General features: G+C 72.4%; 25 protein-coding genes. 13 read left to right on the top strand and 12 right to left on the bottom strand.

Annotated elements, in window-relative coordinates; all coding sequences use genetic code 11:
* The first annotated feature begins 3 nt into the window (after positions 1-3).
* The 3 genes from hisD to ABZ928_RS21735 all read left to right on the top strand — a co-directional run bounded on the left by hisD (position 4) and on the right by ABZ928_RS21735 (position 4231).
* Positions 4-1305: a histidinol dehydrogenase gene (gene hisD / locus ABZ928_RS21725; protein ID WP_361521245.1), complete on the top strand. Its 1302-nt coding sequence runs from the start codon at positions 4-6 to the stop codon at positions 1303-1305.
* Positions 1302-2072: an SDR family NAD(P)-dependent oxidoreductase gene (locus tag ABZ928_RS21730; RefSeq protein WP_361521247.1), complete on the top strand. Its 771-nt coding sequence runs from the start codon at positions 1302-1304 to the stop codon at positions 2070-2072. Before hisD ends, ABZ928_RS21730 begins: the two co-directional genes overlap by 4 nt.
* Positions 2073-2338: 266 nt before the next feature.
* Positions 2339-4231 carry a hypothetical protein gene (locus tag ABZ928_RS21735; RefSeq protein WP_361521249.1) on the top strand — a complete coding sequence of 631 codons (1893 nt, stop codon included), beginning with the start codon at positions 2339-2341 and terminating at the stop codon, positions 4229-4231.
* A 2-nt stretch (positions 4232-4233) separates the two neighbouring features.
* On the opposite strand, the gene ABZ928_RS21740 is transcribed toward ABZ928_RS21735, so the two are convergent.
* Entirely contained in the window at positions 4234-4635 is a 402-nt protein-coding gene (locus tag ABZ928_RS21740) for a nuclear transport factor 2 family protein (protein ID WP_361521252.1), read from the bottom strand.
* A gap of 115 nt (positions 4636-4750) precedes the next feature.
* On the opposite strand from ABZ928_RS21740, the gene ABZ928_RS21745 reads away from it, so the two are divergent.
* Entirely contained in the window at positions 4751-5476 is a 726-nt protein-coding gene (locus tag ABZ928_RS21745) for a class I SAM-dependent methyltransferase (protein ID WP_361521255.1), read from the top strand.
* Between the two features lie 45 nt (positions 5477-5521).
* Here the strand turns inward: ABZ928_RS21745 and ABZ928_RS21750 are convergent, their stop codons facing one another.
* The gene (locus tag ABZ928_RS21750; RefSeq protein WP_361521258.1) at positions 5522-7657 is read right to left on the bottom strand and encodes an AAA family ATPase; all 2136 of its coding nucleotides are present in this window, start codon (positions 7655-7657) and stop codon (positions 5522-5524) included.
* Positions 7658-7763: 106 nt separating this feature from the next.
* Here ABZ928_RS21750 and ABZ928_RS21755 point away from each other — a divergent pair, with 106 nt between their 5' ends.
* On the top strand, positions 7764-8645 hold the full coding sequence (locus ABZ928_RS21755) for an MEDS domain-containing protein (RefSeq protein ID WP_361521261.1): 882 nt from the start codon (positions 7764-7766) through the stop codon (positions 8643-8645).
* On the top strand, positions 8642-9574 hold the full coding sequence (locus ABZ928_RS21760) for a sensor histidine kinase (protein WP_361521264.1): 933 nt from the start codon (positions 8642-8644) through the stop codon (positions 9572-9574). The genes ABZ928_RS21755 and ABZ928_RS21760 overlap by 4 nt, the downstream gene beginning before the upstream one ends.
* Positions 9575-9589: 15 nt before the next feature.
* Here the strand turns inward: ABZ928_RS21760 and ABZ928_RS21765 are convergent, their stop codons facing one another.
* From ABZ928_RS21765 to ABZ928_RS21785, 5 genes are all read right to left on the bottom strand, one after another.
* Positions 9590-10756 carry a serine hydrolase domain-containing protein gene (locus tag ABZ928_RS21765; RefSeq protein WP_361521266.1) on the bottom strand — a complete coding sequence of 389 codons (1167 nt, stop codon included), beginning with the start codon at positions 10754-10756 and terminating at the stop codon, positions 9590-9592.
* 99 nt (positions 10757-10855) lie between these two features.
* On the bottom strand, positions 10856-11824 hold the full coding sequence (locus ABZ928_RS21770; protein WP_361521269.1) for an acetylxylan esterase: 969 nt from the start codon (positions 11822-11824) through the stop codon (positions 10856-10858).
* 121 nt (positions 11825-11945) lie between these two features.
* The gene (locus ABZ928_RS21775; RefSeq protein ID WP_361521272.1) at positions 11946-12539 is read right to left on the bottom strand and encodes a hypothetical protein; all 594 of its coding nucleotides are present in this window, start codon (positions 12537-12539) and stop codon (positions 11946-11948) included.
* Positions 12540-12670: 131 nt separating this feature from the next.
* Positions 12671-13429: a ferredoxin reductase gene (locus ABZ928_RS21780; protein ID WP_361522240.1), complete on the bottom strand. Its 759-nt coding sequence runs from the start codon at positions 13427-13429 to the stop codon at positions 12671-12673.
* A 7-nt stretch (positions 13430-13436) separates the two neighbouring features.
* Entirely contained in the window at positions 13437-14042 is a 606-nt protein-coding gene (locus ABZ928_RS21785) for a sulfite oxidase-like oxidoreductase (protein ID WP_361521274.1), read from the bottom strand.
* A 152-nt stretch (positions 14043-14194) separates the two neighbouring features.
* Here ABZ928_RS21785 and ABZ928_RS21790 point away from each other — a divergent pair, with 152 nt between their 5' ends.
* Positions 14195-15121 (top strand): NADP-dependent oxidoreductase, encoded by a 927-nt coding sequence (locus tag ABZ928_RS21790; RefSeq protein ID WP_361521277.1) that lies wholly within the window; start codon positions 14195-14197, stop codon positions 15119-15121.
* Positions 15118-15900, top strand: coding sequence for a GNAT family N-acetyltransferase (locus ABZ928_RS21795; RefSeq protein ID WP_361521280.1), 783 nt, complete (start codon positions 15118-15120; stop codon positions 15898-15900). The genes ABZ928_RS21790 and ABZ928_RS21795 overlap by 4 nt, the downstream gene beginning before the upstream one ends.
* Positions 15901-15906: 6 nt before the next feature.
* Here ABZ928_RS21795 and ABZ928_RS21800 read toward each other — a convergent pair whose 3' ends face one another.
* Positions 15907-16365, bottom strand: coding sequence for a MarR family winged helix-turn-helix transcriptional regulator (locus ABZ928_RS21800; protein WP_361521283.1), 459 nt, complete (start codon positions 16363-16365; stop codon positions 15907-15909).
* An 80-nt stretch (positions 16366-16445) separates the two neighbouring features.
* On the opposite strand from ABZ928_RS21800, the gene ABZ928_RS21805 reads away from it, so the two are divergent.
* A complete protein-coding gene (locus tag ABZ928_RS21805; protein WP_361521285.1) occupies positions 16446-17237 on the top strand; it encodes a putative protein N(5)-glutamine methyltransferase in 792 nt (263 codons plus the stop codon).
* Here the strand turns inward: ABZ928_RS21805 and ABZ928_RS21810 are convergent.
* Both ABZ928_RS21810 and ABZ928_RS21815 read right to left on the bottom strand, forming a co-directional pair.
* Positions 17227-17940 carry a hypothetical protein gene (locus tag ABZ928_RS21810; RefSeq protein WP_361521288.1) on the bottom strand — a complete coding sequence of 238 codons (714 nt, stop codon included), beginning with the start codon at positions 17938-17940 and terminating at the stop codon, positions 17227-17229. The two genes, ABZ928_RS21805 and ABZ928_RS21810, sit on opposite strands and share 11 nt — an antisense overlap.
* 98 nt (positions 17941-18038) lie before the next feature.
* Complete coding sequence (locus ABZ928_RS21815) at positions 18039-20117, bottom strand: SpoIIE family protein phosphatase (protein WP_361521291.1); 2079 nt, start codon at positions 20115-20117, stop codon at positions 18039-18041.
* Between the two features lie 249 nt (positions 20118-20366).
* On the opposite strand from ABZ928_RS21815, the gene ABZ928_RS21820 reads away from it, so the two are divergent.
* The 4 genes from ABZ928_RS21820 to ABZ928_RS21835 all read left to right on the top strand — a co-directional run bounded on the left by ABZ928_RS21820 (position 20367) and on the right by ABZ928_RS21835 (position 24408).
* A complete protein-coding gene (locus tag ABZ928_RS21820) occupies positions 20367-21239 on the top strand; it encodes a hypothetical protein (protein WP_361521298.1) in 873 nt (290 codons plus the stop codon).
* Between the two features lie 105 nt (positions 21240-21344).
* Positions 21345-21713 (top strand): hypothetical protein, encoded by a 369-nt coding sequence (locus tag ABZ928_RS21825; protein ID WP_361521300.1) that lies wholly within the window; start codon positions 21345-21347, stop codon positions 21711-21713.
* A 100-nt stretch (positions 21714-21813) separates the two neighbouring features.
* Positions 21814-23829, top strand: a complete 2016-nt coding sequence (locus tag ABZ928_RS21830; RefSeq protein WP_361521302.1) for an NADPH-dependent 2,4-dienoyl-CoA reductase — start codon at positions 21814-21816, stop codon at positions 23827-23829.
* A gap of 30 nt (positions 23830-23859) precedes the next feature.
* Positions 23860-24408 (top strand): PadR family transcriptional regulator, encoded by a 549-nt coding sequence (locus ABZ928_RS21835; RefSeq protein ID WP_361521304.1) that lies wholly within the window; start codon positions 23860-23862, stop codon positions 24406-24408.
* Between the two features lie 8 nt (positions 24409-24416).
* Here ABZ928_RS21835 and ABZ928_RS21840 read toward each other — a convergent pair whose 3' ends face one another.
* Positions 24417-24944 carry a hypothetical protein gene (locus tag ABZ928_RS21840; RefSeq protein WP_361521307.1) on the bottom strand — a complete coding sequence of 176 codons (528 nt, stop codon included), beginning with the start codon at positions 24942-24944 and terminating at the stop codon, positions 24417-24419.
* 185 nt (positions 24945-25129) lie between these two features.
* Positions 25130-26107 carry a fibronectin type III domain-containing protein gene (locus tag ABZ928_RS21845; protein ID WP_361521310.1) on the bottom strand — a complete coding sequence of 326 codons (978 nt, stop codon included), beginning with the start codon at positions 26105-26107 and terminating at the stop codon, positions 25130-25132.
* Between the last annotated feature and the right edge of the window lie 117 nt (positions 26108-26224).

The raw sequence follows: 26224 nt of genomic DNA on the forward strand, positions 1-26224 counted from the left end.
GTTGTGGCAGAGATCCTGAAGCACGCCGTACCCAGGGCCGAGGTGACCGCCTCCCTCGGTCAGGTGCGCGAGACCGTGACCGGTGTCATCGCGGACATCCGCGAGCGCGGCGACGCGGCCGTGCGTGCGTACTCCGAGAAGTTCGACAACTGGAGCCCCGCCTCCTTCCGGCTCTCCGACGAGGAGGTCGAGAAGATCGTCGCGTCGGTGCCGCACCAGGTCATCGACGACATCCGGTTCGTCCAGGAGCAGGTGCGGTACTTCGCCCGTCAACAGCTCGACTCCCTGGGGGAGTTCGAGGTCGAGACCCTGCCGGGGGCCCGGCTCGGACAGAAGCACATTCCCGTGCAGGCCGCGGGCGCCTACATCCCCGGCGGACGCTATCCGCTGACCGCCTCCGCCCACATGACCATCGTCACCGCCAAGGTCGCGGGCGTGCCGCGCGTGGTCGCCTGCACGCCGCCGATCCACGGGGAGATCCCGGCCGCGACGGTCGCCGCCATGCACCTCGCGGGCGCCGACGAGATCTGGCTGCTGGGCGGTGTCCAGGCGGTCGCCGCGATGGCCGTCGGCACGGACGCGATGCGGCCCGTGAACCTGATCGCCGGGCCCGGCAACGCCTATGTCGCCGAGGCCAAGCGTCAGCTGTTCGGCGAGATCGGCATCGACCTGTTCGCCGGGCCGACCGAGATCCTCGTCCTGGCCGACGACGACGCCGATCCGTTCGTCTGCGCGGTCGACCTGCTCTCCCAGGCCGAGCACGGCCCCGACTCCCCGGCCGTCCTGATCACGACCTCCCGCGAGGTCGCCGAGAAGACGATCGCCGAGGTCGAGCGCCTGCTGCCCGGCATGCCTACGCGTGACTTCGCCGAACCCGCCTGGCGGGACCACGGACAGGTGCACGTCGTCGACTCCCTCGACGAGATGTACGCCCTCGCCGACGAGTTCGCCTTCGAGCACGTCGAGGTGCTGACCGCCGAGCCGCGCCTCGCCCTGGAGAAGATGACCCAGTACGGCGCCCTGTTCCTCGGCGAGGGCACCTGCGTCTCCTTCGGGGACAAGGTGATCGGCACCAACCATGTGCTGCCCACGCGCGGCGCCGCCCGCTACACCGGCGGCCTCTGGGTGGGGAAGTACCTCAAGACGGTGACGTACCAGGAGGTCACCGACACCGCGTCGCAGGCCCTGCTGGGCCGGCTGTGCGGGCGGGCCTCCCGGGTCGAGCTGTTCGAGGGACACGCGCGCTCCGGCGACGTACGGGCCGCGAAGGCCGCCGGTGACGAGCTGCCCTGGAACACCGCGTGAGCCTGCGCGGGCGCACGGCCCTCGTCACGGGCGGGGGAGGACCGCTGGGGCGGGCGTTCGCGCTCGCCCTCGCGGACTCCGGGGCCCGGGTCGTCCTGGTCGGGCGTGACCAGCGGGCGCTCGCGGACGCGGCGGCACGGGTGGTCAAGGAGGGCGGGGAGGCCCGTACGGGCGTCTGCGATGTCTCGGACCCGGAGTCCGTGCGCTCGCTGGCCGCCGAACTCGCAGACGAGGACGTGTCGTTGCTCGTCAACAACGCGGGGGTCGCGGGCCCGGTCAAGCCGCTCACCGACATCGAACCGGACGAGTGGGACGACGTGTTCGCCGCCAATGTGCGCGGGGTCTACCTCATGTGCCGGGCCTTCCTGCCGCCGATGACCGCGGCGGGCCGGGGCGATGTCGTCAACGTGGCCTCGGTGAGCGGGAAACGGCCGTTGCTCCACCGCACCCCGTACACCGCCTCCAAGATGGCACTGCTCGGCCTCACCAGGACCCTCGCGGGCGAGGTCGGCCCCCTCGGTGTCGCGGTCAACTCCCTTTCCCCGGGCCCGGTCCGGGGGCCGCGCATGGACCGCAACTTCCGTCTCACGGCCGAACTCACGGGCTGCACCGTCGAGGAGGCCGAGCGGGACTTCGCCTCCCGGGCCGCCCTCGGCAGGCTCGTCGAGGAGCACGAGGTGGCCCGGGCGCTGGTGGCGATGCTGGCCATGCCGGGGCTGTGCGGAGCGGACATCGACCTGTCGGCGGGCATGATCGCGCCCGCGTAGCCAGGGCCCGCACAGCCCACGTGGCCGCATGACCGATGGCTGTCACCACCCTGTGTGACCGCCATGAAGTGGGCCGTGCGATCCGAGGCATCGGGTTCCGAAATGCCTCCGCACGGCCCCTATTGCCTGGTGGACACGGCTGATTCACTCCTCGTGCGCACCGGAAGGTGCCCGAAGCCCCGGCCGTCGTGAGGTGTCTCCGACGGCGGGCCGCTCACACTGCGCGACGGCGCACTCCACCCCTGGGAAGGCACGCAATGACGCTGATGACCCGACGCTCGGTCCTGATCGCCGGAACCGCCACGGCCGGCGCCGTCCTGCTGCCGGCCGCCACCGCCACCGCCGGCACCACGACCTCCGGCAAGCGGATCACGGTCGGCTCCGGAGAGACGTACGAGCTCACCGAGACCACCCGCCTGAGCGAGCTGTCGATCGCCGAGGGCGGCACCATCGCCGCCCCCGACGGCTACAGCCTCTCCCTCACCGTGGGCGGTGTGGAGACCGGCCAGCTCCTCACCGAGACGGGCGGTACCGCCACGCTGATCCAGGCCGGCACCTACCGGGGTGATGTCGTACTGACGGTCGCCGAGGCCAACGCGGTGACCTACGAGACGCTCACCTTCCCCTTCCGGCAGGCGCTGTACGTGGACGCCGACGGCGTCGACCGGGACAAGTCCGTACTGACCGCTGTACGCGGCGGCAAGGTCACCGACGCCGCCGCCCGCAACGTCGCGATCACCTCCACCGGCGAGTGCTTCGACGGCGTGTTCGTCCAGGACGCCACGTACACGCTGGAGAACCCCGCCATCTCCCTGACGGGGAACGGGCGTTGCGACTTCGCCGGGTACGGCGCCGCGGTCGTCGGGGACGGCTCGGCGACCAAGCTCGTGCTGGACGGCGCCCGGATCGGCACCAAGGGCGTGGTCCGCACGGCCGTCATCGCCAACGACGGTGCCAATGTCGTCGTCAAGAACTCCGTACTGCGCGCCCGCAACGGCGTCCTGCCCTCCGACTACGTCGCCACCGTCGAGACCCCGTACATGCAGTCCGTGCCGTGGATGCTCGGCCTCGACGGCAACGTCCGCGCCACCAACCTCATCGGCAAGAGCAGCAGGGCCACCTATCTGAACTCGACCGTGTTCTCGGAGACTTGGGGCGCCCTGTCGGTGGAGGGCGGCAGCGGGCTCAAGCTGACCGCGGTCAACAGCCACGTCGGGAACACGGGGGAGTACGGCTACGGGACGTACGCCATCGGGGACGCCGTCGTCCGAGTCCTCGGCTCCCGCTTCGACGTCGGCAGCTACGCGACCATCATCGCGGGACCGGCCGCCGTCGTGCACTACGGCGCCAGCACCCGGGAGGCTGTGGCCGCGCTGAACACCGAACTCGAACTCGGGCTGACCGACGCCGAGTTGAAGGCCCTGCCGGTCCGCAGCACGGTCGTGAACTCCGGGCACTTCGGCTACATGTTCTTCGGCGCCGGCACGCTCACCCTCGACGGCGGCACCGTCGTCAACTCCGAGCGGGCCACCTTCCTCAACAAGGGCCAGCAGACCGCCATCTCGGTCGACGGCTCGGGCGGCACCCGGCTCAACCCGGGCGACGGGATCATCCTCCAGATGATCGAGCTGGACGACCCGGGCCCGGTGCGCGTCGACGGCAAGATGCTCAACCAGGGTGTCTACACCGAGCCCACGGGCGACCCGACGAAGGACTCCGCCTTCGACGTCACCGCCGCCCACACCGCCGACGGGGCCGCGACCTTCACCTCCATCAAGCTGAAGGGGGACTTCTACAACGGCATGCGCAAGGGCAAGAACATGGTCCTCACCTTCGCGGACTCCTCGGTCGAGGGCGTCATCACCGCGTCGCGCACCCAGCACCGGGTGTCCACGATCGACGCGTCCAACTTCTACGAGCTGGGCATCGTGACCAACACCGCACAGGCCGCCGTCAACAACGGGGTCGTCGTCACCCTCGACAGCGGCTCCACCTGGACGGTCACCGGCACCTCGTACCTGACCTCGCTGACGCTCGCCTCCGACGCGGCGGTGAAGGCGCCGCGCGGGAAGACGGTGACGCTGACGGTCGACGGTACGGAGACGCCACTGGCCGCCGGGACGACGTACACAGGCGCTCTCGTCCTCACCGTGGCGTGATCTCAGGAGGCCGATCCGGCCTCCGCCTCCTTCGCGATCCGCTCGAACTGGGCGCCCATGGCCTCCGCGAGGGCCTGGGCGCCCGACAACGGCCGGACCATGACCGTGAGTTGGTCGATCAGGCCCTCCTCGTTGACGTGGATGAAGTCGCAGCCCGTCAGCGCGCGGTCGCCCACCCGGGCCGCGAACACCAGGGCATGGTCGCGGCCGTCCGCGCCGGCCAGCTCACGCTCGTACCGGAAGTCCTCGAAGACCCGGGAGACACCCCGAAGGATCGCCGCCGTGATCGCCTTGCCCGGGTAGGGCTTGAAGACGACCGGGCTGGTGAAGACGACGTCGTCGGCCAGCAGTGCCTCGACGGCGTCGAAGTCCCACGCCTCGACGGCCTCGCGGAAAGCGCGCATCCGGGCTCACCTCATAGTCAATTAGTTGAGTAGGTGTGGACCACGGTATGCCCCAGCCCGCGGTGTGTCCATGGGGGTGCTCACCTGAAGCGGGGCGCTCACCTAAGCTGACGCGATGTTCAGCCCAGAAGGCCCGAGCCTCCGCGAACTCGCCGTCCAGGCCCTGTCCTCCGTGGAGCGCGGCTACGACCTCCTCGCCCCCAAGTTCGACCACACGCCCTTCCGGACCCCTGACTCCGTCCTCGACGCCGTCGCACGGGCACTGGACGTTACGGGACCTTTCGACACCGGCCTCGACCTGTGCTGCGGGACCGGCGCGGGGGTCGGGGTGCTCGCGCGGCTGTGCCGGGAGAGTGTCACCGGGGTCGATTTCAGCGCCGGGATGCTCGATGTCGCCCGGGAGCGGGTCAGGCCCGACGGGCCGCGCGTCGACTGGGTCCGCGCGGACGCCAGGGCCCTGCCGTTCGGCCCGGTCTTCGACCTGGTGGTGAGCTTCGGGGCGTTCGGGCACTTCCTGCCGGGAGAGCTGCCCGGACTGTTCGGCCAGGTACGTTCCGTCCTGCGGCCCGGCGGCCGTTTCGCCTTCCCCGTCATCGCGCCGCCCCGCCCCGGATCCCTCGGCTACTGGATGCTGCTGGGCTTCGACGTGGTCATGCGGGTGCGCAACGCGGTGTGGCGCCCGCCGTTCGTCATGTACTACCGCGCCTTCCGGCTGGGCGATGTGCGGCGGGAGCTGGAGCGGGCCGGGTTCGGGGTGGAGCTCGTGGCGCTGCCCGAGTTCGGACGGCGGGGCGACGGCAGTCCGCGCGTCCGCATGGTGGTGGCGCGGCTGCCGCACTGAGGGTTCCCGCCCGCGCTGTCACCTCGCGAAGGTCAAACGCCGTCCTCAGACGTCGTCCTCCATGCCGAACCCTCCGAGGGCCAGACCGATCGCCGCCTCCGCCCCCAACTCCTCGCCCTCACGCACCGTTTCAGCGAACCGGGTGTCGCCCAGGGAGGCGCGCAACCGGCGTTCGTACTCCCGGTGGAAGACGGTGGTGTCGGGTCTGCCGAGCTGCGGCAGCCCGGCCGTGCGCCACAGGCGGCGGCTGATGCCCAGCAGACGTGCCGCCAGTTCGTCGTCACCCCGTGCGGCGTGCGCGGCGACCAGAAGATCGGCGACCGCGGCGGCGCCCAGCCGGTCGTGCACCCGCCACTTCGCGGTCAGCGCCGCACGGGCCGACCACAGCGCCTCGTCCGCGTGGCCGAGCCCGATCCCGGCCAGCGACACGAAGAAGTCGCCCCAGGCCCGCATCCACAACTCGCCCCGCTTGGCACAGTCCTGCCGCAGCCGCTCCGCGACCGAGGCGCACCGCTCGAACGCGGCCTGCCCCGCCAGGAGATACGCCTGGAGCGCGAGCGTCATCAACTGGAAGAACTCGGCACCGCCGTCCCCGGCCGGAGCCTGCCGCCCGCCCCCGTACAGCAGCGCCGACCGCGCCGACTCACCCCTCACGGCCAGACTCGCCCCCGTCAACGGCAGCGCGGGGACAGGGAGATGCCGCTCCTCGGCCAGCCACACATAGGCGGCGCTCACCGACTCCGCGGCCTCCAGATCATCCGGTACGACGGTCACGAGCCGGTGCGCCCAGACGGCGAGGGAGTGCTCGGGACTGCCGCCCTCGGCATCGCCGCCGCCGCGAACATGCCCTCCGGGTCCGCCACCCCCCGATCCACCCCTCTCGTGAACCCGTCGCAGCGCCCGCTCCAGATACCCCCGCCCCTCCTCCGCGACCCCGCAGGCGAACCAGAAGTACCAGAGGCTGCCGGTGAGTTCGAGCGCGGTCTCCGGCTCGGGCGCCGCCAGGCACTCCTCGATCGCCAGGCGCAGGTTCGCGTGCTCCGCGGTCAGCCGCTCGGCCCACATCCGCTGGCCAGGGCCGAGCCACTCCGCCTCGCCCTGCCGGGCGATCCACCGGAAGTAGTCCCGGTGGCGGCGCCGGACCGCCGCCTCCTCGCCGAGCCTCGCGAGCCACTCGGCGCCGAACGAGCGGACCGTGTCGAGCATGCGGTAACGGCCCGCCACGCCTTCCCCGTCGCGCGTCACGATCGACTTCTCGGTGAGCGAGGCGAGCAGCGCGAGCACGTCCTCGGCGCTCAACGGCCCGCCGTGGCACACGAATTCGGCGGCCTCGACGTCCCAGCCGCCCGCGAACACCGAGAGCCGCGCCCACAGCAGGCGCTCCAGCGGGGTGCACAGCTCATGGCTCCAGCCGATGGCCGTACGCAGCGTCTGATGCCGGGCCAGGCGCGGCCGGGCGGACGAGACGAGCAGGTCGAACCGGGAGTCCAGCCCCTCCAGGAGCCGGTCGAGCGCCAGGCCCCGCAGCCGCACCGCGGCCAGCTCCAGGGCCAGCGGTATCCCGTCGAGGCGGGCGCACACCGCGGCCACATGCGCCCGGTTCGCGTCGGTGAGCGTGAACGACGGCACCGCGGCGGAGGCCCGGGCGGCGAACAGCTCCACCGCGTCGTCCCGTTCGCCCAGCGGCAGCGGCGCCACCGTCAGCAGATGCTCGCCCGGCACCCCCAGCGCCTGCCGGCTGGTCGCCAGCACCCGCAACTCGGGGATGTGGGCGAGGAGTTCCTGCACGACGTGCGCGCACTCGTCCAGCACATGCTCGCAGGTGTCCAGTACGAGCAGCAGCGGCGCCCCGGCGAGATGCTCGCACAGCGCCTCCAGGAGTGGTCTCAGCGTCTGCTCGGCCAGCCGCGTCGCCTGCGCCACCGTGTTGGTCAGCAGGTCGGGATTCCTGAGGTCCGACAGCTCCACCAGCCAGGTCCCGCCGCGGTAGGCCGACTTGGCGGCATGAGCGGCGCGGAGCGCCAGCCTGGACTTCCCGACACCGCCGGGCCCCGTCAGCGTCACCAGTCGCACACTGCCCAACAGCCCCGCGATCTCCGCGAGTTCGAGCCTTCGGCCGATGAACTCGTTCGCCTCGGCGGGAAGGTTGCCGATCCTTCCGCCCTGCACAGAGGCCGCCATCGTCCCCCCTCACCGGAACCCGACGGTAGGTCACCCTAACCCCTCACGGGAGGCCCGGTTCCGGCGTAGCGTGGATGCGGTCCCACCCTGCTGAGGGAGGCGTGCGATGGCCGTCGTACCAACTGTGACGACCGTGGGACAGATGCGCCACGGTGACCATCTCCTCCTCGGCTACGACACGGACGAGGAGCGCGAGACCGTCCTCGCCGCGTTCCTCCTCGACGGCCTGGCCAGCGGCCACCGCGGGCTGCTGCTGCCGCCCGCCGACATCCCGGCGGGCGTCGCCCTGTCCTTCCTGGAGGCGTACGGCTGCCGCGTCGACGTGGAGATCGCGACCGGCCGGCTGTGCGTCGACCCCCACCTCGCCGCCCCCGAGGGACTGTGGGACCTGGACGAGATGATCCGCCGCGAGACGCGCCGCGCGGTCGGCGACGGCTACCTCGGCCTGCGGGTGTGCGCGGAGATCCTCCGCGCCCAGGCCGGCAAGGGGCTCAAGACGCTGCACGACAGCGAGCTCCTGCTCGACCCGGTCTTCGCCGCCCTGCCCGTGCTCGGCATCTGCCAGTACGACAGCCGGGTCTTCGACGAGTCCGAACTCGCCCCGCTCGCCGGACTCCACCACGGCCGGGTGGGCGCCGACCACATATGGCGCGACGACCTGCTCTCCATCACCCGCACCTTCGCACCGCCCGGTCTCGCCTTCGCCGGAGAGATCGACGACACCAACGTCACCGCCGTTGCCCGCGCCCTGCACGCCGAACGGGCCCGCCCCGCCAACGGTGTCCGCACCCGGCTCGACCTGAGTGAGCTGCACTTCATCGACGTCGGCGCGCTGCGCCTGCTGGTCTTCTCCGCGCTCGCCCTGTCCGCCGCGGGCAGCACCCTCGTCCTGTCGGGGGTCGCCCCGCACATCCAGCGGGTGATGCGGGTGACCGGCTGGGACCGCGTGCCCGGCCTGCACTTCGAATCGAACGGAGAGGTGGCATGACCCGCACCGGCTTCGTGCACCAGGCCCTCCGCTACGGCTCGGACGCCGAGTTCCTCGCCGGCACGGCCGGCTACGTCACCGACGGCCTGGACGCCGGGGACGCCGTCCTCGCGGTGGTGAGCGAGCACAACATCGCCCTGCTGGACGAGGCGCTCGCGCACCGGTCCCGGGACGTCGAGTTCGTGGACGCCCGCGACTGGTACGACTACCCGTCCCGCACCCTGGGCCGCTACCACGACTACTGCGAGCGCCACGGCACCGAGCGGCGGGTGCGCGTCATCGGCGAACCCGTCTGGCAGGACCGCAGCGCCTTCGAGACCCGGGAGTGGATGCGCTACGAGTCCCTCCTCAACGTCGCCTTCGCCGACTCGGCCCACTGGATCCTCTGCCCGTACGACACCCGCGCACTGCCCGCCGACGTCGTCCGTGCCGCGGCCCGCACCCACCCCGAACTCGCCGACGGGGAAGCCGACTTCGCCGACCCGGCGGACTTCTGCGCCGAGTGCGACGAGCGGCGCCCCGACCGGCTGACCGCGGGGCCGGACGACATCCCCTTCGCCCGCGGCGGCTCGGCGGCCGTGCGCCAGGGCCTCACCGCGTACGCCCGTCGCGCCGGTCTGCCCGACCAGCGGACCCACGACCTGGTGACGGCGGTGCACGAGACCGTCGCCAACGCCCTGCGCTACGGCGGCGGCCGGGGCGTCGTACGGCTGCGCAGCACCGCCGAGTACGTGATCTGCGAGGTCCAGGACGAAGGGGCGCAGGCCTCGGCGCCCCGCCCGCCCTTCCCCGGCCATCTGCCGCCCGGGCCCCGCGCCCCGAGCGGCCACGGCATGTGGGTTGTACGGCAGTTGACGGACCTGGTCACCGAGGACCTCACCCCCGCGGGCTCCGCCGTACAACTGCGCTTCCGCCGGCCGCCGACGTGAGGGACGGGCCCGCTCTCACAGCGCGCTGTAGAGCGCGTCGACCAGCGCCATCTTCCGCGGGTCGTCGGCGATATGGGGCCCCATGCGGTTCATGACGTACCCGAGCGACACCCCCGCCTCGGGGTCGGCAAGGCCGCAGGACCCGCCGAACCCGTCGTGCCCGAAGGCCCGCCGATTGGGCCCGTACGAGCCGTTCGGGCCGCTCAGCCACAGGCCGAGCGCGATCTCGGTCTCGCTCTCGAACCCGGCGCCCAGCACCAGGTCACGGCAGCTGCCCTGCCCCTCGCGCACCCGCTCGGCCGCCTCCGGCGACAGGACGCTCCGCCCGTCGTGGGAACCCCGCCCCGCGAACACGGCGTACAGCTGGGCCACCGCCCGCGCGGTGCCGTGACCGTTGGCGGCGGGGATCTCCGCCGCCCGCCACTCCGGGGTGTTGGCCTCGCCGGCTCCCGCGAGCGGATTGGCCAGCGCGGCCAGCGCGAGAGGCGCCAACTGGCTGAAGACCGCGGCCTGTTCACTGCTCGCCGCAGCCGACGGATGGACCAGCTCGGCCGCCCGCCCCCACTCCTTCTCCGGCAGCCCGATGGTGAAGTCGATGCCGAGCGGCCCGGTCACCTCGCGCTCCAGGAAGGCGCCCGGCAGCAGCCCGGACACCCGTCGCACCACCTCGCCGACCAGGAACCCGTACGTCAGCGCGTGATACCCCGACCGCGACCCCGGCTCCCACCAGGGCTCCGTCGCGGCGAGCCGACGGGTCGTCAACTCCCAGTCGTAGAGCTGCTCCAGCGAGTGCGGCTCCCGCAGCCCGGACAGCCCGGCTCGGTGCGAGAGCAGATGCCGTACGAGCACCTTCTCCTTGCCCGCCGCGGCGAACTCGGGCCAGTACGCGGCCACCGGCGCGTCGAAGTCCAGCAGCCCCCGGTCGGCGAGGATGTGCGCGCACAGGGCGACGGGCCCCTTCGAGGTCGACCACACGTTGACCAGGGTGTCCCGCTCCCACGCGCGCGTGCGCCCGGCGTCCGCCCAGCCGCCCCACAGATCCACGACGGTCCGCCCGCCGACCGTGACGGCGACCGCCGCCCCCAGCTCATCGCGGTCCCGGAAGTTCTCCTCGAACGCGCTGCGCACCGCCGCGAACCGCTCGTCGCAGTGGCCATCCACACGGGGTTCGTGCTCGGACATGGTCCGCCTCCGTCGTACGCCGGAACCCCGGGCCGCGACGCTGCGGCCCGGGCCCCATGAACGTACCGACTGGTCGGACTGGAGGGAAGTGCCGGTACCTCAGGCGTACGAGCGCAGCCAGCGCACCTTCGCCGCCTCCTGGTAGGGGCCGCCGCCCTCATGGTCGTTGAAGTCGTAGACCTCGATCCTCTTGTCGTCGTGCGCCCAGGCGTTGAACGCCGCGAACACCGTCGACGGCGGGCAGGTCTGGTCCTCCAGGGCCGCCGAGAAGAGGGCCGGGGCCCGGCCTCGGGCGGCGAAGTGGACGCCGTCGAAGTACGACAGGGTGCGCAGGGCGTCCTCGGTGCGGCCGCGGTGCGTCTTGAGGAACAGGCCGATCTCGCGGTACGGGTGACGGTCCGTCAGAACCGCCGCGCGGGGGAAGTCGCACAGGAACGGCACGTCCGGCGCGATCGCGACCAGGTCCGGGACCAGTCCGCCGACGGCGATCGTGATGCCGCCGCCCTGGCTGGTGCCGAGCGCGACCGTGCGGGAGGCATCGACCGCGGGGTGCGAGCGGGCCGCCTCGACGGCGCGCACCGCGTCCGTGAACACCCGGCGGTAGTAGTAGTTGTCGGGCGCGTCGAGGCCACGGGTCATGAACCCGGGGTAGGCGGGCGCCCCGCCCACCGGATCCGCCGTGCCGCCGCCCCCGCCCCAGGCGCTGCCCTGGCCGCGGGTGTCCATCACGAAGTGCGCCCGGCCCGTGGACGCCCACAGCAGATGCTCGTGCGGCAGTCCGCGCCCGCCGCCGTATCCGAGGAACTCCACGACCAGCGGCGCCGGTTCGGCGGCCCCGGCGGGCAGCGTCAGCCAGCCCTTCACCGGGTGACCGCCGAACCCCGCGAACGTCACGTCGTACACCTCGACCGTGGTCAGACCCGTGTCGACCGGTTCGAAGCGGGCGTCCAGGTCGTGCGCGCGGGCCTCCTGGAGGGTCTTGGACCAGAACGCGTCGAAGTCCTCGGGCTCGGCGGACTCGCTGCGGTACTCGTGGAGCTCGTCGAGGGGGAGGTCGAACAGGGCCATGCAGGACCGCCTTCGGAGAGGAACAGCTCGGATGATCACACCGTACGTGTGAGGCCGGACGACTGGCCAGGCCCTTGCGGAGGCGCCGGGACGGCCGTCACCGGAGGTGCGGGGACGGGTCTCACGCCCACCTTCGTCGCGTCCACACCGGCTCCGTGCGCGTCCACTCCTCCTCCCACTCCGCGAGCCGGTGACGCGTCGAGACCTGACGTGCGACGCAGCGCCCGAGGAGGATCACGCCGGCCGCGCCGCCCGTGCCGCAGACGCCCATGGTGACGGTGTACTGCCAGACGGACAGGGAATTCGGCGGCGGGGCGACGTTCCGGCCCCGGGAGTCGAACCACACCTCGACGACATCGCCGTGGCGGGTACCGGCGGGGACGCGCGCCTCGGCGGTCCGGGCGCCCTCACCGGGCTGGGTCCAGCGGACCGCCGTGGTGTAGGCGTGCGCCCGTCCGCTCCGCACTGTCGGTGTCCGGTCCGGAGTCGCGCCGACGACCTCCGCGCGCACCCGGTGCCGGTCGGCGCGCTGGGCCGCGGCGGTCGCCTGGGCCTCGGAATGGGCCCAGCTGGCGGCGAACACCCCGGCGAGCGGCGCCCCCACCAGCAGCAGAACGGCCACGACCAGCGCCGTCCACGCCTCGACGACGTCGGACCGGCGCCGCAGCGGGTTCTCCCGCCAGCGCCAGCGCCAGCCGCGCACCCGGGTTCGCATCCAGACCTCCTCGCCCTCTCAGGACTGGGCGAGTACCCACATGGGTGCGGTACACGTGCCGCTGGGGCAGGTACGGCGGCAGATACGCGGGGCGGGGACACGGGGCGCGCGCGGGCAGAGGTCCCCGCTTCTCAGCCGAAGCGCTCGATCCGGATCCGGTCCACGGGCTGCCCCGCCTCGACGAGCAGCCGCGAAGCGTGCTCGGCGAAGGCGTTGGAGCCGCACACATAGGCCTCCCACCCACCGGCAGGCTGCTCGGCCAGGAGCGGCGCCACATGTGCGGCCGACATACGTCCCACCGCCACACCCTCCGGCGCGCTCCGCGTGAACACCGGCGTGGTCTCGGCGCCGAACTCGCCCGCGTAGATGAGCTCTTCCGGGCTGCGCGCGGACACCAGCAGCCGCAGCGGCACGGACAGGTCCCGCGCCCGGTGGTGCCGCACCATCGACATCAGCGGTACGACCCCGGAGCCGGCCCCGATCAGCAGCGCGGGCCGGTCCCCGGGCCAGGCGAAGAAGCCGCTCAGCGGGCCCCGCACCTCGACCTGGTCACCGGGTTTCGCCACCGTGTGGAACCAGCCCGACACCTCGCCGCCCTCGACATGGTCCAGGGTCAGCTCGATGTGCCCGGAGTCGTCGGGCGCGGACGCGATCGAGTAGTGGCGCTGGGCCGCATAGCCGTCCTCGGCGGTCAGCCGCAGCATCAGATGCTGACCGGGCAGATGCCCCGCCCAGGCCGGCACCGCGAACCGGAACGTGGCGGCGTACGGGGTCTCACGGCGGATCTCGGTGAGCGTGGCGGTCTGCCACAGCGCGGCTGCCCGGTTGCTCACGGCGATCCGGCCGGGCACGGCGAACCGGGTCGGGGGAGTGAAGGAGGGGGTTTCCATGGCTCGCTCAGTCACCGGAGTACCGCTGCTCCTCCCACGGGTTGCCCCGCGCGTGATAGCCGTTCTGCTCCCAGAAACCCGGCTCGTCGTGGTCGAGGAGCCGCAGGCCCGCGACCCACTTGGCGCTCTTCCAGAAGTACAGATGAGGCACGAGCAGTCGCGCCGGACCCCCGTGTTCCGGGGCCAGCGGCTTGCCGTCGAACTCCCATGCGATCCACGCCTTGCCGCCGGTCACATCGGCCAGCGGCAGGTTGGTGCTGTACCCGGTGTGCGAATAGGCGACCACATGGGTCGCGGACCCATGGGGCCGGACCACATCGAGGAAGGCGTCCAGGGACACGCCCCCGAACCGCACCCCGAACTTCGACCAGCTCGTCACACAGTGGATGTCGCCCTCGTACACCGAACCGGGCAGCGCGTGCGCCTCCTCCCAGTCCCAGGTGCGGGGCTCCTCGACCAGCCCGTCGACGCGGAAGGTCCACTCGGCCGGCGACAGGTCCGGCGTGACCTCCGCGGACAGCACGGGCCAGTCGTCGCCCGCGTCGTACTGGCCGGGTGGCAGCCCCGGGTTGTGGACGCGGTCGCGTCCGGTGAAGCCTCGGGTGACGTTCATGCTTCAACCGTACTGTGTCGTCCTGGGTGCTCCGTCCCTGGTCAGGACGGCGATCATTGCGGCCGTATGAACTCTCCGCCGCCCCGGGAATAGCCGTCCGCCGATCTTCCTTGCCGAGTGGTGCCCGGCGCGAGCGAAGGAGAGTGGGAGCAATGCCCAAGGCGTACGTGTTCACGCGGTACGGCGGCCCGGAGACACAGGCCCTCGTCGAGGTCGAGCGGCCCGTCCCCGGTCCCCGTCAGATCCTGGTCGCGGTGCGGGTCGCGGGCGTGAACCCCGTCGACTGGAAGCTGCGCACCGGCTACCGGCCGCCCAACGACACGCGTGAGCACGCGCTCCCGGCCGTCCTCGGCAGCGAGGTCTCCGGTGTCGTGGCGGCGGTCGGCGACAACGTCGAGGGGTTCGCCGTCGGCGACGAGGTCTTCGGCAACACCCTGACCGGTGGCTACGCCGAGTACACCCTGCTGCCCGCCGCCCTCGCCGCGCACAAGCCCGCAGGCCTGTCCTTCGCCGACGCCGCGACCCTGCCCGTGGCCGCCGCGACCGCCTACGACGGGGTGCGCCAGCTCGACCTGCCCAGCGGGGCGACCCTGCTGGTCACCGGCGCGGGCGGCGGCGTCGGCGCGGCGGCCCTCCAGATCGCCCGGGCGGACGGACTCCGTGTGGTGGGCGTCGCGAGCGCGGGCAAGAAGGACTTCGTCGAGTCGCTGGGCGCGGTCCACGTCCCGTCCGGTCCCGGCTGGACCGAGCGGGCGCAGGCGGCCGCGCCGGACGGCATCGACGGCGTCTACGACCTCGTCGGCGGCGAGGTGCTGACCGAGGCGGCGACCCTGCTGACCGACCGCGCCAAGCTGATCACCGCCGGGGCCCCGGCCGAGGTCGTGGCGGAGCTGGGCGGCGCCCGCGTGACCCGCGCCCGCACGTCGGCCGTCCTGGAGGCCGTCGCGCGGCTGGTGGTCGCCGGAGACCTGGACCCGCATGTCATCCAGAGGTTCCCGCTCGCCGAGGCCGGCGAGGCCCTGCGCACCGTCGAGGACGGTCACGCGCGCGGCAAGGTCGTGATCGAGGTCGCGGCATGAGCGACAGCACGACAACGGGTGTGGGCGCGGATGAGGGCATAGGCGCGGGTGAGGGTGCCGGCGCGGGTGCGCCGCACATCCTCGACAACCCCGCCCTCGCCTCCCTCACCGGCCCGCACGCCCACTTCGCCGAACGCCGGGGCCGCGTCCTGCGCTATCCGGTCGACGTCTCCCCGTGGCTGGCCCTGCCCGACGACCCGGACGCCGACGACTGGGCGGACCTCGCGGCCCTCGCGGGACCCGGAGCCGAGGTGCCGCTGCCGGGGTACCGGGGCGAGGTCCCGGACGGCTGGGAGGTCACGATGCGCATCGACGGCGTCCAGCTCGTCGACGACGGCCTGGTGACCGCCCCCGAGCCGGAAGCGGTCCTCCTCGGCCCCGCCGACGTCCCGGAGATCCTCGACCTGATCGAACGGACCAGGCCGGGCCCCTTCCTGCCACGCACCATAGAGATGGGCACCTACCTGGGCATACGCCGGGAGGGCGCGCTCGTCGCCATGGCGGGGGAGCGGCTCCACCCGCCCGGCTGGACCGAGATCAGCGCGGTCTGCACCGACCCCGCCGTCCGCGGCGAGGGCCTGGCGACCCGCCTGATCCGCGCCGTCGCGCACGGCATCAGGGAGCGCGGCGAGACACCGTTCCTGCACACCGGCGCGGGCAACACCAACGCGATCCGGCTGTACGAGTCCCTCGGCTTCCGCCTGCGCCGCAGGACCACGTTCGCCGCGGCCCGCCCGCCCGCGAGACTCACCGACGGCCAGGCAGTGCCGGTGCCGTAACCCGCCTCAGCCCTCGTTTTGATCCGCGTCGGCGTCCTCGTGCGGTGCAGGCCAGGCGTTGTACCGCACGAGGTACTCCGCGAACCGCGCGAGATCCTCCTCGGGCCACCGGGCCAGCCGCTCCTGAAACGCGGCCCGGCGGCTCTCGGTGACCTGCGCGAGGATCGTCCGTCCGGCCTCCGTCAGATGCAGCACCTGGACGCGATGGTCCTCCGGATCGAGCCGCCGCTCCACGAGCCGGGCGCGCTCCAGCGCCGACACCTGTCGGCTGACGGTGGACTTGTCCAGGGCGTAGTGCGCGGCGAGGTCGGTGGCGCGGCAACCGTCGCGTTCCTCCAGATGCCCGAGCAGCGTGTACGACACCAGCGACAGCTCCGGATGCAGACGTCCCGCCGACGCCCGGGCCCGGCGGGCGAAGATCGTCATCTCACGCTGGATGCTCTCGACGGCCTCGGCTGCGTCCACGGGATCTCTCCTCCACGGTTCTGGTTGCATTGTACAACTCTTATGTGAAGGATGATCACTCGGGTAGGGTTGCTGCTTCCATGCCTCCTTCCTCGATCACCCCGTCCTCGCACGACTCCGTCGTCGCAACCCTGCGTGCCGCCGGCTGTGTCTTCGCCGAGGACGAGGCGCGGTTGATCCTCGCCGTGGCCCGCACCCCGGACGAGCTCGCGGGGATGGTGGAGCGCCGTGCCACCGGCGTCCCCCTCGAACTCGTCGTCGGCTGGGCCGAGTTCCGCGGACTGCGGATCGTGGTGGAGCCCGGTGTGTTCGTGCCCCGCCGACGTACGGAGTTCCTGGTCGAGCAGGCGCTGGCCCAAGTCCCGGGCGCCGCGGTCGTGGTGGACCTGTGCTGCGGGTCGGGCGCCGTCGGAGCCGCCCTCGCGGACGCCCTGACCGGCGCTGTACTGCATGCCGCCGACATCGACCCGGCCGCCGTGCGCTGCGCCCGCCGCAACGTCGCCGCCTTCGACGGTCACGTGCACGCCGGGGATCTCTTCGAGGCCCTGCCCGGTGAACTCCGCGGTCGGATCGACATCCTCGCGGCGAACGTGCCGTACGTCCCCTCCGACGAGGTCGGCCTCCTGCCCGCGGAGGCGCGCGAGCACGAACCGCTCGTCGCCCTGGACGGCGGGAGTGACGGCCTTGACGTGCTGCGCAGGGTCGCCGCCGAGGCGCCCGCGTGGCTCGCGCCCGGCGGCTGTCTGCTCGTCGAGACGAGCGAACGGCAGGCACCGGCGGCCGTCGATGCCTTCGCCCGCGAGGGACTCGCGGCGCGGGTGGCCGTCTCGGAGGAGTGGTACGCCAACGTCGTGCTCGGCGTCAGGTCTTAGCGCCGCTCCCCGACGGGCTCGGCTCGGGCCGCGCGCGGTGGTCGGGGCCCGGCATCCCGCCGAACCCCTCGCCGAGGTCCGGCAGCTTCTCGCGCCACTTGCCCGGGTCCGGCTTCTCCCAGGTGCCGGCGAAGGCGCGGTCGGCGGTCCTGGTGTCGTCGCCGGAGCGGGTGCCGGACAGGGAGACCGTCTCGTCCTGCTTGAGGTCGCCGGCCCCGGAACCCTTGCCGTCGTCCCGCACGACCGGGGTGTCCGCCTTCACGGTCCACGTCCATTCGGCTCCGTCCTCGCTCTTGACGGTCACCTGGTCGCCGTCGATCTTCTCGACGGTGCCGCGCTGCCAGACCCGTACGACCCACTCGCCGGTGTCCCGGTCCTTGACGGTCGCCTCGCCGTGCACGCCCTCGCCGCCGAGCCCGAACGCCCAGCCGTGGCCGTGTCCCTTGCCCGGGCCGTGGCCGTCCGGCGACGGCGACGCGGAACCGGAGGCGGAGGGTGTCGCCCCGCCGTCCGAGCCCGAGGAGGTCGCGGCGTAGGCGACCGCGGCGCCTCCGAGGGCGAGCGCGCCGACCAGGGCGGCCGCGGTCACCGCGCGGGCGCGGACGGACCGGCGGCGCCAGCGGTCCCGTAGCGGAGTGTCCTCGCCCGGCCCGACGAGTACCTCGGGCGGCGGTGTCGCTTCGTGCTCCGGATCGTGCGTCATGGCTCGCTCCCGCCCGGCATTCCGATGCCCTGCCTTGCTGTGATTGTGGTGGGCGGCCGATAAGAAGCGGGTAACGAGTTCCTGTGAGTCCGTGAAGGTCAACTCGGCGTCTGCGCACGGGCGATGAGCAGGGCTACGTCATCGGAGTTGTCCGGCTGATGCAGTGTGCGCAGGAGGAGGTCGCACACCTCCTCCAGAGGGCGGTCGGGGCCGTCGAGGAGTTCCAGGAGCGCGTCGAGGCGTTCGTCGAGGGGGTGCTGGCGGGTCTCGACGAGGCCGTCCGTGTAGAACACCAGGCGGTCACCGGGTTCGAGGTCGACGGTCGTGGTGGAGAAGGCGACCCCGCCCACGCCCAACGGCGCCCCGGTGGGCAGGTCGAGGAGCTCCGGCTTGCGGCCCGCGCGGAGCCGGGCGGGCGGCAGATGCCCCGCGTTGGCGATCCGGACCTGGCGCAGATGCGGGTCGTGGACGGCGTAGACACAGGTGGCGATGGAGGAGTCGAGGTCCTGGGTGATCCGGTCGAGGTGCTCCAGGAGCCGGGCCGGTTCCAGGTCCAGGGAGGCCAGGGTGTTGGTCGCGGTGCGCAGCCGGCCCATGGTCGCGGCCGCGTTGATGCCGCTGCCCATCACATCGCCCACCACCAGCGCGGTGTTGCAGCCGTCCAGGGGGATCACGTCGAACCAGTCGCCGCCGACCTCGGCGGTCGCCCCGGCCGGCTGGTAGCGGGAGGCGACCTCCAGGCCGCCCGTCACCGCCGGATGGCTGGGCAGCAGACTGCGCTGGAGGGTCAGGGCGGTGTCGCGGGCGTTCTGGTACCAGCGGGCGTTGTCGATCTGCACCGCCGCGCGCGCCGCCAGCTCCCGGGCCAGCAGCAGGTCGTCCTCGCTGAACGGCAGCGGATTGCGGGTGCGCTTGAGATCGAGGGCGCCGAGCACCTCGCCGCGCGCGATGAGCGGCACGGCGAGATACGAGTGGACGCCCGCGCGGGCCAGCAGCACCGCCGCCTCGGGGGAGCGGGCGATCCGCGGCAGGTCCGTCTCCGCGACCTCGGCGACCATGACCGGCTGCCCCGTGCGCACGCACTCGGTGACCAGCCGGTCGGCGCCGTACCGGGCGACCTGCCCGGGCGGGTCCGCCGCGCCGAGCGCCTCCGAGTCGTCGGCGGCCTGGACGGCGAGGGCGCGGATCACCGCGGGTTCGGCCGGTCCGAGGCTGCTGCGCCGGCCCGCCACCACCGCGTCCAGCAGGTCCACGGCGGCGACGTCGGCGAGCTCCGGCACCGCGACGTCGGCCAGTTCCCGGGCCGTGCGGTCCAGCTCCAGGGTGGTGCCGATCCGGGCCGAGGCGTCCGCGATGACGGCGAGCCGCCGCCGGGCCGCCTCCGCCTCGACGGCCGCCCGGTGCTGCTCGGTGATGTCCACGACGGAGGCGGCGACGCCGAGCACGGTGCCGACCGCGTCCTCCAGCCGGTACAGCGAGACCGACCAGGCGTGCTCCTCGTCGGGGTCGGCCGGGGTGCGGCCGAAGGTCTGCTGGTCGACCAGCGGACGGCCGGTCTCCAGCACCCGGCGTGCCGCGCCCTCCATGGCGTTCACGTCGATGTCCGGCAGCACCTCGCCCGTCGTCCGGCCGATGTGCTCCTCGGCGGGGACGCCGTTGAGCCGTTCGAGTGCCGGGTTGACGGAGACGTACCGCAGATCGGTGTCGAGGACGGCGAGCCCGATGGGGGACTGGGAGATCATCCGCGTGGACAGCGCCACGTCCCGCTCCACGCTCCGCAGCGTGGTCTGGTCCGCCGCGAGCCCCAGTGCGTACACGTCCCCGTGGTCGTCCAGGAGCCGCATGTTGCGGAACTCCACGAGCCGCGTGCCGCCGTCCTTGCGGCGGATCGGGAACGCCCCGGCCCAGCCCTCGCCGGTCTGCATGACATCGGCGAACAGCTTCACGACCAGGTCCAGATACTGCTCGTGGACCATGATCCGGGCGGCGAACTGCCCCAGCGCCTCACGCGCCGTGTAGCCGAAGAGCTCCTCGGCCTGGGGGCTCCACAGCACGATGCGTCCCTCGGCGTCCAGGACCACCGAGGCGACTCCCAGCACGTCGAGCAGCCCGCTCGGCCGCACCGCCCCGCGCACCGGCCCGCCGCCCTCGGCGACGGGAGACCCGGCTGCACTCATCGCACGCACCGCCTTCGACCGTCCGACACGGCACGTCGTCCCCCGTGCCGACTCCCCTGTTCTACCGCGCTCAACCGTCTCCGGGGACGCGTCCGTCGCGCTCTTCCACCATCTCTCGACACAGCGGAGAACGTCGGGTGACGGTAGCAGGGCCGTTTTCCCGGGAACTCCGCGTTGTCTTGTACATGTCCAGTGGGGCCGCCAGACTGTCCGCCGAGCACGCTCGCCCCCACCGAGGAGTAGCCCGCCATGCCCCTGCGCGCCCGGCAACGTTGTCACGCCCTTCTGACCGGCCTCGTCACCCTCGCCACCACCGCCGTACTCGCCGCCGCCCCGCCCGCCTCGGCCGCCGACACCTGGACCGAGGTGGGCTCCGACCGCGCCGATCCGCTCACCGAGAGCCAGGGTCTGACCTCCGTCGAGGTCCCGGCGGGCAGCGCCAACAGATACACCGGCATCGGCACCATCCCCGTCTCCGTGAGCAGCCGCGGCTGGAACCACGTCGGCGACCCCGACGCCTCCTACGGCGGCTACTACATCGAGCCGTACCAGGCCGACTCCGGCACCGCGAAGATGTTCCGGGTGCAGGCGCCGGGCGGCGCGTGGTCGGAGTACGTCCACACGCTGAGCGGCGGGGAGGCGCTCAACAACTCCTGGGTCGCCATCGCCCCCGCCGGCCAGTGGATGCTCTCGGGCGAGTACGGCACCATGACCCGGCTGCTGGTCTTCCCGACCCCCGGCGTCAACACGAGCACCTCGCCCTCCGCGAACCTCCCGCAGGCATCCACCGTCAACCTCGACCACGCCGTACGCGACGTCCAGGGCTGCGACTTCGTCACCGCGACCCAGCTCCTGTGCTCCTCCGACGACCCGGCCGGCACCCTCTTCGGCATCACCAAGCCGCTGCTCCAGATCGACCTCTCCGCGGAGCCCGGCACGACGGACGTCACCGGCCATGTCACCGCGCTCCGGCAGCTCCCGCTGCGCAGCGGCTGCTCGGGGACCTTCGAGGCGGAGGGCATCGACTACGACCGGCGTACCGGCACCCTGCGGGTGATCGTGATCTCGCCCGGGTTCTGTGTGCTGACCGACAGCAAGACGTACCGCTTCACCAAGAGCTGAGCCCGCCACTGGTCGCGGCCCGGCGGTGGTGCTTTTCTGAAGGTGTGGCGCGGTGCACGGGGGAACTCGTGCGACCGCGCCGTCGCCATGAGAGGAGCGATCACGATGGATCGTGTGCGCATGCACGAGGAACCCGTCTCCCTGGAGATCAGCGGGTGCAACAAGGAGGACGCCCGGATCGTGTTCGACGTGCTCTGCCAGTGCTTCGAGTCCGACCGGTCCGCCGAGGACGTGCCCCAGCAGCTGCACGAGACCCGGCCCATGGTGTGGCTCGGCACCTTCGAGGTCACCGACGCCCACGAGTGCGCGGCCCCGCCCCGGCTCTCGTCCTCCGTCGAGGCCGACGCGCAGGGCGGCTACTGGGCCATCGAGCGGCTGCGCTCCACCCTCGACTCCCTGTTCACGGTGCGGGACCTCTCCTCGGCCTCCGGGGACCAGGAACGGGAACTGCACGTTCTGCTGGAGAGCAGGTGACCTGCGGCACATCACCCCTGGCCTGGTTCTGCAACTAGTTGCATAAACCGTGTGCGGTCCTCTACAACAGGAGGGACGACACCGCGCACGGAGGCCTGCCATGAGCCGTTACCCGCACCTGCTGAGCCCGCTGGACCTGGGCTTCACCACGCTGCCCAACCGCGTCCTGATGGGCTCCATGCATGTGGGCCTGGAGGAGGCCGAGCGCGGCTTCGAGCGGATGGCGGCGTTCTACGCGGCACGCGCGCGTGGCGGTGTCGGCCTGATCGTCACCGGTGGCATCGCGCCCAACGAGGCGGGACGCCCGTACGACGGCGGCGCCAAGCTCACCACCGAGGCGGAGGCCGAGCAGCACCGGACCATCACCGAGGCCGTGCACCGCGAGGGCGGCCGGATCGCGATGCAGATCCTGCACTTCGGCCGGTACGCCTACCACGAGGGCCTGGTCGCGCCGAGCCCGATCCAGGCGCCGATCAGCTGGTTCCCGCCCCGCGAGCTCACCGACGCCGAGGTCGAGCAGACCATCGACGACTACGCCCGCGCCGCCCGCCTCGCCCAGGAGGCCGGCTACGACGGCGTGGAGATCATGGGCTCCGAGGGCTACCTCATCAACGAGTTCATCGCGCGGCAGACCAATCAGCGCACCGACCGCTGGGGCGGCTCCTACGAGAACCGCATGCGCTTCCCCGTCGAGATCGTGCGGCGGGTGCGCGAGGCGGTCGGCACGGACTTCATCATCATCTACCGGCTGTCCATGCTGGACCTGGTCCCCGGCGGCTCCACCCACGACGAGGTCGTCACCCTCGCCAAGGCCGTCGAGGCGGCGGGCGCGACCATCATCAACACCGGCATCGGCTGGCACGAGGCCCGTATCCCCACCATCGCCACCTCGGTGCCGCGCGGCGCCTACACCTGGGTGACGAAGAAGCTGATGGGCGAGGTGTCGATCCCGCTCGTCACCACCAACCGCATCAACACCCCCGAAGTCGCCGAGGAGTTGCTCGCCGACGGGTACGCCGACATGGTCTCGATGGCCCGCCCGATGCTCGCCGACCCCGACTTCGTCACCAAGGCCGCCGCGGGCAAGCCCGAGGCCATCAACACCTGCATCGGCTGCAACCAGGCCTGCCTCGACCACACCTTCAGCGGCCAGATCACCTCCTGCCTGGTCAACCCGCGCGCCTGCCACGAGACCGAGCTGGTGCTCTCCCCGACCCGCCTGAAGAAGCGCGTCGCGGTCGTGGGCGCGGGCCCGGCGGGACTCGCCTGCGCGGTCTCGGCGGCCGAGCGCGGCCACGAGGTGACGCTGTACGACGCCGCGAGTGAGATCGGCGGCCAGCTCAACGTCGCCCGCCAGGTCCCCGGCAAGCAGGAGTTCGACGAGACCCTGCGCTACTTCCGCCACCAGCTCGACTGGCACGGCATCGACGTCCGCCTGAACACCTGGGTCGCCGCCGAGGACCTCTCCGGCTACGACGAGGTCGTCGTCGCCACCGGCGTCACCCCGCGCACCCCCGACATCCCCGGCGTCGACCACCCCAGCGTGGTCGGCTACCTCGACGTCCTGCGCGACAAGGTGCCCGTCGGCGAGCGGGTCGCCGTGCTCGGCGCGGGCGGCATCGGCTTCGACGTCGCCGAGTACCTCACCGACGGCGGCGACAAGGCGCACGAGGACCCGGCGACGTACTTCCGCCTCTGGGGCGTCGACATGGACCACACCGGACCCGGCGGACTGGCGAAGCCCGAGCGCCCCGCCCCGCCGCGCACCGTGCACCTGCTCCAGCGCAAGACCACCAAGGTCGGCGCCGGACTCGGCAAGACCACCGGCTGGATCCACCGCACCGAGCTCAAGCACCGCGGCGTCACCATGGTCCCGGGCGTGCGCTACGACCGCATCGACGACGCCGGACTCCACGTCACCATCGGCGAGGAGAGCACGCTGCTGGAGGTCGACACCATCGTCCTGTGCACCGGTCAGGAGCCGCGCCGCGACCTGTACGAGGAGCTCGCCGCCTCCGGTGTGAGCGTCCACCTCATCGGCGGCGCCGACGTTGCCGCCGAACTGGACGCCAAGCGGGCCATCAAGCAGGGCACCGAGGTCGCGGCAGCCCTCTAGGGGCCGCCCGGCCGTCCCTAGGATGACTCCATGTCACTCCCGCACGCGATCCTCACCGCCCTGCTGGAAAGGCCGTCCTCGGGCCTTGAGCTGACCCGCCGTTTCGACAAGTCGATCGGCTACTTCTGGTCGGCGACGCATCAGCAGATCTACCGCGAGCTGGGAAAACTGGAGGCCGAGGGGCATATCAGGGCACTGCCGAGCGAGCAGCCGGCCCGCGGGCAGAAGAAGGCCTACGAGGTCCTGCCCGCGGGCCGCGCCGAACTGGCCCGCTGGGCGGCCGCGTCCCAGGACCCCAAGCCGTACCGCGACAGCCTGTTCCTGCGGCTGCGGGCGGCGGCCGTGGTCGGCACCGAGGGCATCGAGGCCGACCTGCGCCGCCATCTGGAGCTGCGCCGGGGGCTGCTGGCCGAGTACGAGGAGATCGAGAAGCGCGACTTCCCGCCCGGCAAGGACAGCCCGCAGGACCGGTTGCAGCACCTGATCCTGCGGGCGGGGATCGATCTGGAGACCTTCTGGACGCGGTGGCTCACCCACGCGCTGGAGGAGTTCGCTGAGCTGCCCGACCAGAGCCGGTAGGGCTTGGCTCAGAGCCGGTAGGGCTTGGCGCGGCGGCGCAGGAACCAGGCCGCCGCGATACCGCCGATCCCGACCAGGGCGGCACCGGCGCCCAGGGTGAGCGGACCGTAGTCCTTGATGCCGCCGCCCAGGCCGCCCATGACGCCCCGGGACGGGGAGGCCGTGGCGGAGATGGTGGGCGTGGAGGCGGTCGAGACGATGACCGACTGGGTGCCCGCGGTGTTGTTGTTCGAGCACATGACGATGACGGTGTAGGTGCCGGGGCTCACGCTCGACCAGGCGGCCGACTGGAGCGTGCTGGTCCCCGACAGGGTCACCTGACGCCCCTGCGCGAAGTTCGCCTGGCTGCTGTTGAGGAGTGACGCGGTGCCCCAGTTGCCGCCGCTGTCCTGGGTGCACGCGCTGGTCGTGACGGACACCGTGGATCCGGTGGTGCTCACGGAGATCCCGGAAGCCGCGGCCGCCGGCGAGACGGTCAGCGCGGCGGCGGCAGCCGCGGTCAGGCCGGAGCGGAGGAGAAGCTGACTAGTACGCATGGACTGCCCTCCGGCGGCACGGTTGGCGGTACATCCCTTGCGCCGCCGAGGTCGGGAATCGCCCGTGCGCCTCAGGGGCAGCCAACGTGCCCGCGGCCCGTCCCGCATGCGGACCGCCCCCGGGCAGGTGACGGATTCCTTCGTACGGCTCAGAGATGAGGGCACGGCTCAGAGGTGAGGGACCGTCACGGCCGTCCGCCCCGGGTGCTGACCGTCCGCTCCGCCGAGAACCCGCCCCACGTCCCGTCGGGCAGCCTGGCCCGGATCCGCACCCGCAGGGTGACCCCGGCCTCCCGCCCCACATAGAAGCCGTACGTCGCGCGGTCGCCCGGCGGCTCGCCGCCGAACACCAGCGAGGTCGCCGTCCGGCCGTCCAGCTGGACCTGGTACTCCGTGACCACGCCGTCCGCGCGCGGCGGCACCCAGGAGAGGTCCAGGTAGTACGCCCCGTCGTCGGCGAGCCGGGTGCTCGCGCGGAAGTCGGTGGGCGCGGTGCCGCGCCCGTCGTCGGTGCCCGGCGCGGTGGTGAGCCGGACGGCGCCGCTCGCCGGGGAGAGGTTGTCGGCCGCGTCGCGGGCCCGCACGGTGAAGGAGTAGCGGGTGCCCGGCCGCAGCCCCGTGACGACGGTCGCCGTCTGGCTCCCGCCCACGCTGTGGATCTTCGTGCCGCCCTGGAGGATGTCGTACGACAGCACGCCCCGGTCGTCCGAGGACGCGGACCACGACAGCTGCACGGCCCGGCTGCCGATCACCTTGCCGACCGGATGCCCCGGAGGCGTCGGCGCCGCGCTGTCCGCTTTCCCGGCCGCCGGGGTGGTCGCCCGGACCTCGGCGCTGGGCGGGCCCAGACGTCCGTCGGCGTCCCGGGCGCGCACGGTGAAGACGTACAGGGTGGACGGCCTGAGCCTGGTGACGTCCACCATGTGCGTCGAACCCGGCACCTCCTTCACCAAGGTGGTGCCGCGATACACCTCGTAGACCTCGACGTCCCGCCCGGCGGCATTCCACATGACATGCACGCTGGTCGCGCTGCCGGGCGCGGCGGTCACGCCCACCGGGGCGCCGGGGAGCCGGCCGGTCTCCTCGCCGCCGCTCCAGCCGCAGGAGGCGACCAGCGCGAGCGTCCCGCAGAGCGCTGCACGGAGCGCGAGGACATGGCGCACGGTACGGCCTCCCCGGGACGGAATTGGTCCGGACCAATATGGCGCCGTCGGCGGGAACACATCAAGAGGGCCGTCATTGGTGACCGGACGGAACGGTTACGTATGCTGAAGCTCCTC

The sequence above is a fragment of the Streptomyces sp. NPDC046909 genome (genome assembly GCF_040644695.1).
In the GTDB taxonomy this organism is placed as follows: Bacteria; Actinomycetota; Actinomycetes; order Streptomycetales; family Streptomycetaceae; genus Streptomyces.